The following is a 12484-nucleotide window of genomic DNA, read 5'->3' as shown; positions in this document are numbered from 1 at the left end:
TAAAAGATTGAAAAAATTCAGGAGTAAAAGTAGGAGAAAATCCCATCCTATTACCCCTAATCTCTGTCCTTATAGCAGAACATTATTTTAATGTTGAAAATAAACGTTTTTTAGGGAAGCTCCTTTTTAAAGGAACTTCCCTAATTCTGTTTGATTACCAGATAACCCTTGGTTTTCTACACATCTTTGTATAATCTTCATTTTCAGCTAATTTTCTTACTTTTACATCTTTTATAACCCAATCTATGGGAGATTTGTTTTCCACTTTTAAAGTAAACAAATGATACGGTGGCATTTTTGCTCTCTCATAGGTTATGAATTGATAAGTTATTTCATATCTCTATGCTTGGTAAGGTTCTGTCTTTACCTCTACAAATTTGCAAAAATCAGATAGGTATATTTCTCCAAAATAATCTTTAATTGCTTTGGATTCCAACGGTGATAAAAATGAATATATAATATCTTCAAGCACCATTTCGTAACGCTTACTGTTAGTCTCTGCTTGAACAGGAGTAATAGAAATAAAGGTAATGAGACAGCTAATCATAATGATTCTTCTCAAATCAATACCCACTTTCCGTAATTATTGTATTCCTTAGGTATTTTTCCCGAATAAACTGCTAACATTCCTTTTGAACCACACCGTTAGAAGTAAAAAGAATATACTTTTGATAGTCGCAAACTGTCATATGTGTCAGTCATTTCAAATGCAAATGATGTTAATAGAAATTCTTTAATATGCCGATTAGTGCTTTCTATACTTCGACTATCGACAAATAAAAACCAAGCAAGGTAATTATCAAGATATTTTGTAGCTACACCTTTGAATCGGTCTATCCAACGTTTTAAACGAGAATGAAGACCATTGACATTTTGAATGTGATATAAGCCCTTAATAACGTGTTTGCCATCGAATGATTTAATATGATAATGCTCTAAACCTTACTGAACAGTAGAGAATAAGTAGGATTTAAAAATTCAAAAATAAAGGGTTACCTAGTGTTGGAATTTTCTTGCGACTTTGTTGCCAGAGATATCAATGCTGGGGAACCCTTATTTTTTTATAGTTAGAACGCCCTTTCATAGCTATAAAAGGTCGCATTTTGGATTTTCAGCATGTAGAGTGGCTCATTCACCAACAGTCATTGGAAACTTTTTATGGAAAGTAAACTTAACATTTGTTTAAAAAGGGAGTATAATAAGAGTATGGAAAGTAAACTTTCCGTAGAAGGAAGGGTTATCTTGAAAAATCGTTTGGAAGAAATCCGAAAAAGCAAAGGAATAAAGCAAGAGGATTTAGCTGCTGCCCTTGAAGTTTCAAGACAGACAATTGGTTCATTAGAAAATGGCAGATATAATCCATCTATCATTTTAGCATTCAAAATTGCTCGATATTTTGATATGAGTATTGAAGAAATATTTCTTTACGAGGAGGACGCAAAATGAAGAAAAATATACTGGAGTATGTTCTTATTATAGTTGGAGCCTTGCTGCTTGGAATAGGAGTATATTTGGTTAAATGCCTTACTAATCCGCAAGGGGTAATGTTGGCATTGCCATATGTTTGCATTGGAATAGGCTGTGGTGTGTTCGGAAATGGTATGGGGAATGTTATTAGTCGTAGAGCGTTGAAGAACAACCCAGAAATTCAGAAACAAATTGAAATAGATAAAAGCGATGAACGAAATATTGCCATTATAAATCGAGCTAAATCAAAAGCTTACGATATGATGGTATTTGTATTTGGTGCACTTATGATTTCCTTTGCATTAATGGGCGTTGATATGATAGCTGTTTTATTATTAGCTTTTGCGTATCTGCTGGTCATTAGCTTTGCAGTTTATTATCGTTGCAAGTATGAAAAAGAAATGTAGATTATGAGCATTATCTTCGGAGGGCAGGTTTTTGCATGAATGAGAATGTATACAGCGATTTATGGATGAATCTTTTAAAAAGTAATGAGATTTCTCTTGGTGAGGAAAGCTTTTCTTTATTGCGTAATATTTTTAAGCGAAAGGTATTAAAAAAGGATACGTTCTTCTTACAGGAAGGTGAAAAATCTACTGAAATAGGTCTTATTGTTAAGGGGGTTTTTCGCTCTTATTATATTGATAAAAAAGGTAATGATATAACAAAGTATTTTTATGCAGAAGGAGAGATACTATTCTCTTATGTGGCATATCTAACTCAAAAAGAATCTATGTATTCCGTGCAAGCGTTGGAAGACAGTGAAATTCTTGTAGCTAAGATTTCCGATTTTGAGAAAATAATTGCAGGAAATAGTCAACTAATTTTATTTTACAAAAAAATGGTTGATAGCGTCCTTGTTGTGAAGGAAGAACATGCAAGTAGTTTTAAATTATTAAACAGCACGGAACGTTATAAACAATTTCTTGCTGCGTATCCAAGGTTGGAAAAGCGTCTTAAACAATGTCATCTTGCCTCTTATTTAGGAATAACCCCTGTGTCCCTTAGTAGAATAAGAAAAAAATCAATTCTTAACAAATGATAATGCAAGGAATCTCCAAGCGGCTTATGATGTAGCTGAGTTTTAATATTGGAGGTTGATTGATATGAAAGAAGAAATAGTTGCTTTAATTACTGGATGCTCTACAGGAATTGGCAAGGTACTCTGTAAGATTTTATTGGATAAAGGATATACTGTCGTTGCAACAGCGAGAAATGTAGAAGCCTTAAAAGATTTGTCTGCATCCTTGAAATTATCATTGGATGTCACCCAAAGAGAGTCCATTTATGCCGCGATAAATGAAGTGATATCGCAATTTCATAAAATTGATATCCTCGTAAATAATGCAGGATATTCGATTAGAGGGGCTTTGGAAGAGATTGATGTAAATGGCACGAAAAGTATGTTTGATGTAAATGTATTTGGCATAATGAACATGAATCAGGCAGTTGTTCCAGAAATGCGTAAGAAACAATCAGGCAAGATTATCAATATTGGCTCGATTTCAGGAAAATTTGTTCAACCAATTAATGGGGCTTATTGCGCATCGAAATATGCAGTGGAGGCATTAAGTGATGCATTGCGTTTAGAGTTGCACGACTATAATATCCAAGTAACCGTTATCGAACCAGGCCCCGTAAAAACCAATTTTTTTAAGACGTTGGTTCATAATTCAAGTGATCTTATATCAAATCCTGACTCTTGCTATTCCCATTTTTATGAATCGGATGCTAGAAATAGAAGCAAGCAAGAGCTAACTGATCCTACAGAAGCAGCAAAAGCCATCAGTGATATAATTTTGAAAAAGCAGCTTAATTCCCGTTATAAAGTTGCTGTTCCACTTACATACAGTATGATTACATATTTTCCAGATTCTCTAAAGGAATATTTTATGAAAAAGCGTTAAGAGGCCAGGTATAAATGAGCACTTCACTGGGATACTGTGTTAATTGAAAGAAACTTGTTAGAATAGAAGACATGAAATTCATCCAAAATAAGAGAAAATAGTAAGCCCGTATTCAAATAACGCATATAAATGATCAGCACCCTTGGTACTGAAGGGTTCCTATTCGGAATTGACATCAATATATGCAAGGCAAAGTGAGTGGGCAGAAAAAGAAAACTATGAATCTGCGAAACCTCCGTATGACATATATGTGACTGATCCTGAACAAGTCTCAACACTGAGGAGCTTGTTACAGAGGTGTATTACCCTGTAAAGAAAAAATAGTTGATATTATGAGGCATGGACTATGAAAAGAATGTACTGGCTGACGGTGGGAATTTCATTTGTTGTATAGCGGCAAAAGATATGGTTGTAACAATCACATCAAAATTTATGATGAACCCCAAAAACAGGCTGACATTGATTAAAGAATATATTATTCCAGCAGTAAAATAAATAAAAGTGGTAAGGAACGATAAAGAATTACTCAATTGTATCAAATAAAGCCTTTAAGAGGTCAACATACTTTTTGAATGTTTTATTGCTTACAATTTTTGCGATAATTTCAAATCCTTTTAAGAAAAATAACCATCCACCTAAGATAGAAAAAAGTGGAAACAGGGAGTACTAAGCTAAAAATCTGTTTCCACAAAATCATATCCCTTCGTTACAATACCTTTCGAGGGAGGCAATAGAATCATTTCATTGGCTCTATTCATCCTAAAGAATAGGCAGAATTATTCTTCCCCAGTCCCTTTCACTATTGGTACGGTTTTCTGTAGTCCATTCAATTGGAACTTTTTTAATTTCCGGTATAAGGTTGACCGAGCGATGTTCAACTTTTTGGCAACTGCTGTGATGTTATAATTGTTTTCGATTAAGAGTTGGGTTAGGGTTTGCCTCTCGTCTATATCAGTCTGTGATGGAATATTTGTTTGTCTTCTGGGGGGAGCAATCATTTGGTTATCGAGCAAATAGGTTGGGAGGTTTTCAAGATCAATGATTGGCGAATCAGAAAAAATGACTGCATACTCGAGCGCGTTTTGTAATTCTCTTATATTCCCTGGCCAGGTATATTCCATAAAATAGTCTAAGGTTTCCTGAGTAATTGAAAGCGGAGTTTGATCATACTTTTGACTAAATTGCTGCAAGAAATAATCAATAATTAAAGGAATATCCTTTTTTCTCTCTCGAAGAGGAGGAATATGAATGGTCACTACATTTAGTCTAAAGAGCAGATCCTCCCGAAAAAGCCCTTTTTTGCAAAGGTCAAATAAATTCTTATTGGTTGCAGCTATGATTCTTACATTTACAGGGATGGTTCTTGATGAACCCATTCTCGTAATTTCCTTTTCCTGAAGTACCCTAAGTAAGTGGACCTGTAAATCAAGAGGCATTTCTCCGATTTCATCTAAGAATAAAGAACCTTCATTTGCTTCTTCGAACTTTCCTTTTTTCCCATCCTTTGCCCCTCCAGTAAATGTTCCCTTTTCATAGCCAAATAGCTCGCTACCTATTAGTTCTTTTTGAAGCGTTCCGCAATTAATGGCCAAAAATGGTTTATTGGTTCTAAGACTGGATTTATGTATAGACAAGGCAAGCTTTTCTTTTCCTGTCCCGCTTTCTCCCAACAGCAAGATGGGGACATTGGATGAGGAGGCTTTTTGGCATTTGTGGATTGTTTTCAATAAGGCGTCAGAATTTCCAATTACTTCTTTCCATGGCCCATCTTTTAATGAAAGGTTTCGGGGCATAGGATTGAGAGTAGAATTGTCTTTGCTAAAAACAATCATGTATCCAACAAATCTTCCTTCAAACCAGATCGATTCTATGGACAGAATTTGGAAGTTTCGTATTTGCATTTGTGCATCAGAAAAGTTTGTTTGATGGGAACCTGAAGTCCTTTTTAATGTAACAAGAAGATCCTGAAAATCTTTAAGATTTTTTAGATTTGCGGAAGGTGAAAGCTTTAATTTTTCAATAAGTGTTTTACTGCTTTTCACTACAATGAAAGCGTGGTTCAGCACTAAAATTTCATTCGATTTCCACTTGATGGAAGTTTGATCAAAATAATCGGACAAATGGTGGTTCACTCTTACATAAATCTGCGACAGTTGTTTTTCAATTAACTGGGCGACTGTGATAGCTAAACCTAATGTATGAGGCTGGGCATTCTCCCAGAGGCTTGTAAAGTCTATAGAGCCAATGACCTCCTGTGTAAAGGGATGGATGATGGGGGCAGCCGAACACGTCCATGAATGACAAACTTGGCAAAAATGTTCTGCCGAAAAGATTTGAATCGGATTCTTCGTAATAATGCTTGTTCCAATTGCGTTGGTACCAGCGGAGTCTTCACTCCAATCCATACCAAGGAAAAAATTCATTTTCTCCGCTTCCCGCTTGATTTTTGGGTCCCCTTTTATATAAATGATTCGTCCACTTTTATCTGCAAGTGTAAACAGATAACGGGTTCCCAGCAGCTTTTGAAAAAAATCGTCGATAATTAATTTGCCTACTTGGTATAACTCGGAATCTTCTAATAGCTTGTTGAAGTCTGAGTCAGGAACCGCTGACTTTACCTGAACTTGTATGGGATTAACCCCTTTATCTTGACAGCGCTTCCAAGAATCGAAAACATTTTTCCTCATTTCTTCTGGCAGTGTATCCTGTTTTGACCTTGTTATAAATCGCTCCCATAACGTACCAAGTTCTTTCGTTTTTTCCTGTAAATTTTGTGTAGAGAAAATAGATAGGAAAGGATTTAACATTTGTCTCTCCTCCAAAATACAACTGAATATTAAGAATATTTTAACATTATTTCTTGTAAATGGGAATTTACTTCTATCCATTTTTTATAATGATTTGTTTCATAATAGTACAACTGTAGCGAAACAGGTGTAGTGTTGGCCGAACAACAAAAAACATATAGTGGTTAATTTATATAATATTATGAATATTCAATAATTGGCACAAAAATTGCATTATATGTAAATGTAAGTTAAATCATTCAGTGAAAAAAGAAGGGAGAGAAAGGAATGGTATTAAGTGGAGCAAGAAAGGCGCAAATCCTCGCTATCGATGCTGGTGGAACGATGACAGATACCTTCATTATTGATGATAGCGGCGATTTTGTGGTTGGAAAGGCACAATCAACTCCGGAAGATGAATCAATTGGTCTTCTGAATTCTGCTAGAGATGCACTAACTTATTGGGGAACAGAAGTAGAAGAAGAATTCCCTAAATTGCTTGCAGGTGTTTATTCGGGTACAGCTATGCTTAACCGCTTAGTTTCTAGAAATGGGCGCCGGGTGGGTTTAATTGTCAACAAAGGAATGGAAGATTTCCATCGTATGGGAAGGGCAATCCAGGCTTATCTTGGTTATTCCTATTCAGATCGTCTTCATTTAAATACACACCGTTATGATCCGCCACTTGTTCCAAGAGAGTGTACCAAAGGGATTACAGAAAGGGTGGATCTTTTTGGAAACGTTATCATTCCTTTGTATGAACATGAAGTAGAACCAGCTGTCTTGGAGCTCTTGGACCAAGGCGTAGAGGCCATTGTGATTAGCCTGCTTCATTCTTATAAGTATCCTGAGCATGAGAGGAGAATTAGGGATATTACAAAAGAGGTTCTTAAGAAGAACAACGTGGACATTCCCATTTTTGCATCAGTAGATTACTATCCGGTCAGAAAAGAGACTCACCGGACGAATACAACCATTATTGAAGCATATGCAGCTGACCCGTCCCGTGAAACGTTATTAAAAATCAATGACATGTTAAAGGTACATGGTTCGACTTTTGATCTTCGAGTTATGGCAAGTCATGGAGGGACAATTAGTACAAGAGCGAATGAATTAGCAAGGACGCTCGTTTCTGGACCTATCGGGGGTGTAGTCGGCGCGAAATATCTCGGAGAACATCTTGGAATTCCTAATATTGCCTGCTCAGACATAGGGGGGACTAGTTTTGATATGGCCCTCATTACACAAGGGGACCTAAGCATTAACACTAGTCCAGACATGGCAAGACTGGTTCTTTCACTCCCTCTTGTCGCAATGGATACAGTTGGAGCAGGTGCAGGGAGTTATGTCAGAATTGATCCAAACTTCAAGTCATTAACTTTGGGGCCTGATAGTGCTGGATCAAAAGTGGGTGTTTGTTATCCGGAGGGTGGAGTCCAAACTGTTACCGTCTCTGACTGCCATGTGGTTCTTGGATTAATTAATCCGGATAACTTTCTTGGTGGTGAGGTTAAACTTAGACCAGAGCTTGCCTATTCGGCCGTTAAGGAACAGATTGCCGATCCGTTGGGACTATCCGTTGAAGATGCAGCTTATGGCGTCATAGATTTGTTAGAATCGCAGCTAAGAAACTATCTGGAATCTATGATTCTCGGAAAAGGGTACTCTCCATCACAATATGTTTGTTTCTCATACGGTGGAGGAGGTCCGCTGCATACAGCAGGCTATACGAAAGGTCTTGGCTTTGAAGATGTTCTCGTTCCAGCTTGGGCGGCAGGATTTTCTGCATTTGGATGTGGAGCAGCTGATTTTGAGTACCGTTACGACAAGACCCTTGATATCAATGTAGATAATAATGCTGAAGACGAGGAAAGGCTTAAGGCTGGAATGGAATTACAAGGGGCATGGGAAGAACTTAAAGAAAAGGTAGCCGTAGAATTCGAGAAAAATAAGTTTGATCGAAATGAAGTGGACTATCGTCTCTATTTCCGCATGCAGTACCAGGGACAATTAAATGACCTGGAAATTGAAGCTCCAATTTCTTTATTCAGGAGTGTTAGTGACTGGGAAGCTCTTGTGGAAGCATTTGAAGATACCTATACAAGGGTTTACGCCAAAGCCGCCAAATCACCTGAGCTTGGATACAGCATTACAGGGGCAATTATCCGAGGAATAGTGGACGTAGCTAAACCTCGTATTCCTAAAGAGTCACTGCTTGGTGAAAATCCGAATCCGGATGCTTTCCTTGGTCAACGAAATGTGTATTGGAAAGGCGAATGGATTAAGGCAAATATTTGGGAAATGGAGAAATTAAATCCAGGAAACAAAGTAAGCGCTTTTTCTATTCTTGAATCTCCGGCCACTACCTTTGTCATTCCTCCTGGGTTTGAGACATATCTGGATGAACATCGCATTTTCCATTTAACAGAACTTTAATAAAAGGAGGTTAATTTTAGATGAAAATTATCGACAAAGATCAGCATAGCCAAAAAAATATTGGCTGGGACGGTAAAACCCTTAAACAAATGCGCAAGGAAATCGATGATCTCAGTACATCAACGGGTCATTATGCCGGGTTAAGAACATTGCCATTGAAAGAAACAGATCCCATTCGCTATGAGAAAATCTTTTCCAAGCTACGAGGCGGGGTTGTGCACGCAAGGGAAACGGCAAAAAAAGTGGCAGCTTCTCCAATTGTGGAACAGGAAGGAGAATTATGCTTTACCCTTTATACTCCAGAAGCAGATGCTGTGGTTACATCTACAGGAATTATTATCCATGTGGGGACTATGGGTGCCGCCATTAAATATATGATCAAAAATGATTATGAGGATAATCCCGGGATTGAAGATGGAGATATCTTCTGTAATAACGATTGTCAGATAGGAAATGTACATCCTTGTGACGTGCATACCCTTGTCCCAATTTTTCACGAAGGCGAGTTGATTGGCTGGGTTGGCGGGGTTACGCACGTAATCGATGTTGGAGCCACTGCACCAGGCAGTATGACGGTTGGACCTGTCACTCGTTATGATGACGGCTACCAAGTGGCCTGCCGAAAGATTGGAAAGAACGATACGCTTCTAAAAGATTGGTTAATTGAAAGCCAGAGATCCGTTCGTACAACGAAATACTGGCTATTGGATGAACGGACTCGACTTGCAGGCTGCCATATGATTCGAGATCTTGTTCTAGATATCATAAAAGAGGAAGGGACAGATACTTATAAGCATTTTATTCGCGAGGTTATCGAAGACGGGCGTAGAGGATTTGTTAATCAGGTGAAAAACATGCTAATCCCTGGAAAATACCGTCAAGTTTCCTTTGTTGATGTACCATATGAGAATTTAGATGTTCCGCCATACGCACGGGTAAATACGATTATGCATGCGCCTACAGAGCTTACAGTCCACAAGGATGGTAAATTTCAGATTAATTTTGAGGGGGTTAATAGGTGGGGATGGCATAGTTACAATGCAACACCTGTTTCCATAACGAGCGGCATTTGGGTTATGATGTCCCAGACATTAATTCCTAACGACCGAGTGAACGATGGTGCGCTTTACGCCAGTCAATTTGATCTTCCATACGGTTCGTGGCTAAATCCAGATGATATTCGAACGGCACACAGCTATGCCTGGCATTTCCTTGTATCAGCTTGGAGCCCATTATGGCGCGCTCTTAGTCGAAACTATTTTGGCCGTGGGTATTTGGAAGAGGTGAACGCAGGGAATGCCAATACATCCAATTGGCTCCAAGGCGGCGGATATAATCAATACAATGAGAACCACGCAGTCAATAGCTTTGAATCTGCAGCAGAAGGTGTTGGAGCAGGTGCTGTAAAAGACGGCATCAGCCATGCGGCAGCCATTTGGAACCCTGAAGGTGATATGGGAGACATGGAAATATGGGAATTAGCGGAACCGCTCCTTTATCTTGGCCGAAGTGTGAAGCCTAACACAGCCGGTTATGGGAAATATCGTGGGGGCAGTGGATATGAGACTTTACGTATGGTATACGGAGCAAAAGACTGGACCATGTTTTTTATGGGCAATGGCTATATGTCAAGTGACTGTGGATTAATGGGTGGCTACCCTGCTGCATCAGGATACCGGTTTGAGGCACATGGTACGAATCTAAAGGAACGAATTGAGAAGAAATTGCCAATCCCTACTGGGGGAGATACGGATCCGGACAATCCAGAGTATGAGAATTTGATGGAGGCAGCAGAGATTATCCGCGATAAGCAGTCGATAACAACGGAAACGATATTTGACAATTATGATCTGTATTTGAATTACCTTCGTGGGGGTCCAGGGTTTGGGGATCCGCTTGAGCGCAAGCCGATTTTGATCGAAGCTGATCTTAACGAAGGGTACCTGTTATCCCGCTATGCCGAAAATGTTTATGGTGCCGTAGTTTCTAAAAATGAAAAGGGTCAATACATCGTTGATGAAGAGGCTACAAATGAACGGAGAAAACAGATCAGAAAAGAGCGACTTAAGAGAGGGGTACAAGTGAAGAAGTGGATGGAAAATGAAAGATCAAAAATTGTCAACAAAGAAGCAGCTGTACAAGTCAAACATATGTATGCAAGTAGCTTTGCCCTTAGTGAAAGCTTTATAAATGAGTTTAAGGAGTTCTGGAGTCTGCCAACAAATTGGAGGTTAATGGAAGATGAATTAGGAATTCCGGTATTTGGTTCCAAAATTAATCATCAAAAAAAATAAAGGGTGATTCTATTATGTCAAATTATGATCGTAAGACGATTGAAGAATTGATAGATGGGACAATTGATTCCTACAAACTGAAAGAAATGCTGTCTAATTTTAAGGATGCAGACCGTTTTGAAAAGTATATTAGCATACTCCAGGAAAGGGTACCATGGAAGGATCCCATTCTATTACCTGCAGGTCTTCACCTATACATTGTTCAAAAACAGAATGGTGACAGAATTGTCAAATGTGACTGTGGACACGAATTTTGTGATGTAAAGGATAATTGGAAAATGCACGCACTCATTTATGTCCGGGATACGGAAGAGAAATTGGGTGAGCTCTACCCGAAGATGCTTGCACCGCACCCGGAGTGGCAAGTGATTCGAGAGTACTACTGCCCTGAGTGTGCGACTCAGCTTGAAGTAGAAGCAGTTACACCTTGGTATCCAATATTAAAAGATTTTGAACCTGATATTGATGCTTTTTATCATGAGTGGATTAAGCTCCCATTACCACAAGCTCATTCATAGGGAAAAGGGCGGCAGTTATACTGCCGTCTTTTTCTCTATTTTGTAATTCTCTGGGAGTTGGAATGTGGAATTGGCGAGGTATGATTTGCAATTAATTCAAAATTAGAGATTAGGGCTAACAGTGAGATTTTTAATTTTGAATGAGATTGTCCTTATGATTTTGGACCTGTACGAAAACATGAAGTATCAGTATATTTTCTATTTTTTGAAATGTTAAATCAAGGAACCGCAGATGACAAGACAACGAAAAAGTTCTATAAGCGTTCAACGATTCAAGAGGTCTTAGAAAATCTTTAGAAAGAAGAGGTGATAAAAATTCCCATAAATATCACCCATTAATGAAGCAACATTAGAAAAAAAGCCTTATGGGGGGGTAAATACAACCCCATGTGTTGCCAGATACATTCTGCCCATGTTGAAGTGGGATTGTATATGATTTAAAAAGAAGAAGCAGGCTCCCGATAAGGGATTACCTGCTGATGCGGGTTGAAACGGGATGGAGTAGCAGGAGTTTATTTTTACTGAATATCTGAATCAACTTCCTCCATTTTGGAGGGCTATGAATATTTCAGGTATAAGTATATTCAAAGTTCTAAAATATTGTTGACAATCACAGATTACATTTGTAATCTTAGATAAGAGATTACAAATGTAATCTAGGAGGTGCATTATATCAATGAAAGAATTACCAAAAATATCTGAAGCAGAATTAGAAATCATGAAAGTTCTTTGGGGAAAATCACCACAAACAGCGAATGAAATAATTGAAAAGCTGGAATCAACAACGGATTGGAAACCCAAAACCATACGAACCCTTATAAACAGGTTAGTACAAAAAGAAGCTGTTTCTTGTGAAAAGGATAAAGGGCGTTTGTATATGTATTATCCTTTGGTTTCACAAGAATGTTATCTACAAGTTGAAACAAAATCCTTACTGAAACGTTTTTATGGTGCGGCCTTTAAACCACTGCTTGTAAATTTTTTAAAGGAAGAAAAATTATCCTCAGAAGACATTAACGAACTTAAAAGTATTCTCGATGAAAAGATAGAAGAGAATCAAAGGGAGGGATAAGTAA

11 protein-coding genes and 1 pseudogene are annotated in these 12484 nt (G+C 38.0%); 9 read left to right on the top strand and 3 right to left on the bottom strand.

Annotated elements, in window-relative coordinates:
* Positions 1-340 precede the first annotated feature (340 nt).
* Both ACE38V_RS15685 and ACE38V_RS15680 read right to left on the bottom strand, forming a co-directional pair.
* Positions 341-562, bottom strand: coding sequence for a hypothetical protein (locus tag ACE38V_RS15685; RefSeq protein WP_375842622.1), 222 nt, complete (start codon positions 560-562; stop codon positions 341-343).
* An 83-nt stretch (positions 563-645) separates the two neighbouring features.
* Positions 646-942, bottom strand: a pseudogene (locus tag ACE38V_RS15680) (IS1595 family transposase); the annotation flags it as partial.
* A 300-nt stretch (positions 943-1242) separates the two neighbouring features.
* Here ACE38V_RS15680 and ACE38V_RS15675 point away from each other — a divergent pair.
* The 5 genes from ACE38V_RS15675 to ACE38V_RS15655 all read left to right on the top strand — a co-directional run bounded on the left by ACE38V_RS15675 (position 1243) and on the right by ACE38V_RS15655 (position 3869).
* On the top strand, positions 1243-1446 hold the full coding sequence (locus tag ACE38V_RS15675; RefSeq protein WP_375842697.1) for a helix-turn-helix transcriptional regulator: 204 nt from the start codon (positions 1243-1245) through the stop codon (positions 1444-1446).
* Complete coding sequence (locus ACE38V_RS15670; protein ID WP_375842620.1) at positions 1443-1874, top strand: DUF6442 family protein; 432 nt, start codon at positions 1443-1445, stop codon at positions 1872-1874. The genes ACE38V_RS15675 and ACE38V_RS15670 overlap by 4 nt, the downstream gene beginning before the upstream one ends.
* A gap of 35 nt (positions 1875-1909) precedes the next feature.
* The gene (locus ACE38V_RS15665) at positions 1910-2509 is read left to right on the top strand and encodes a Crp/Fnr family transcriptional regulator (protein ID WP_375842618.1); all 600 of its coding nucleotides are present in this window, start codon (positions 1910-1912) and stop codon (positions 2507-2509) included.
* Positions 2510-2573: 64 nt separating this feature from the next.
* Positions 2574-3374, top strand: coding sequence for an SDR family oxidoreductase (locus ACE38V_RS15660; RefSeq protein WP_375842616.1), 801 nt, complete (start codon positions 2574-2576; stop codon positions 3372-3374).
* Positions 3375-3713: 339 nt separating this feature from the next.
* Complete coding sequence (locus ACE38V_RS15655) at positions 3714-3869, top strand: hypothetical protein (protein ID WP_375842615.1); 156 nt, start codon at positions 3714-3716, stop codon at positions 3867-3869.
* Positions 3870-4150: 281 nt separating this feature from the next.
* On the opposite strand, the gene ACE38V_RS15650 is transcribed toward ACE38V_RS15655, so the two are convergent.
* A complete protein-coding gene (locus ACE38V_RS15650; RefSeq protein WP_375842614.1) occupies positions 4151-6181 on the bottom strand; it encodes a sigma-54-dependent Fis family transcriptional regulator in 2031 nt (676 codons plus the stop codon).
* A 267-nt stretch (positions 6182-6448) separates the two neighbouring features.
* Here ACE38V_RS15650 and ACE38V_RS15645 point away from each other — a divergent pair, with 267 nt between their 5' ends.
* The 4 genes from ACE38V_RS15645 (at position 6449) to ACE38V_RS15630 (ending at position 12480) form a co-directional block, all read left to right on the top strand.
* Positions 6449-8596 (top strand): hydantoinase/oxoprolinase family protein, encoded by a 2148-nt coding sequence (locus ACE38V_RS15645; protein ID WP_375842613.1) that lies wholly within the window; start codon positions 6449-6451, stop codon positions 8594-8596.
* Between the two features lie 20 nt (positions 8597-8616).
* Positions 8617-10890, top strand: coding sequence for a hydantoinase B/oxoprolinase family protein (locus ACE38V_RS15640; RefSeq protein WP_375842612.1), 2274 nt, complete (start codon positions 8617-8619; stop codon positions 10888-10890).
* Positions 10891-10904: 14 nt separating this feature from the next.
* Positions 10905-11408: an acetone carboxylase subunit gamma gene (locus ACE38V_RS15635; protein WP_375842611.1), complete on the top strand. Its 504-nt coding sequence runs from the start codon at positions 10905-10907 to the stop codon at positions 11406-11408.
* 676 nt (positions 11409-12084) lie between these two features.
* The gene (locus ACE38V_RS15630; RefSeq protein WP_375842610.1) at positions 12085-12480 is read left to right on the top strand and encodes a BlaI/MecI/CopY family transcriptional regulator; all 396 of its coding nucleotides are present in this window, start codon (positions 12085-12087) and stop codon (positions 12478-12480) included.
* Positions 12481-12484: the final 4 nt, after the last annotated feature.

This window comes from Cytobacillus sp. Hz8 (genome assembly GCF_042263505.1).
Taxonomy (GTDB): Bacteria; Bacillota; Bacilli; order Bacillales; family Cytobacillaceae; genus Bacillus_BE.
Note: the sequence above shows the minus strand (reverse complement) of the source record. Positions and strands in the feature narration are given on the sequence as shown.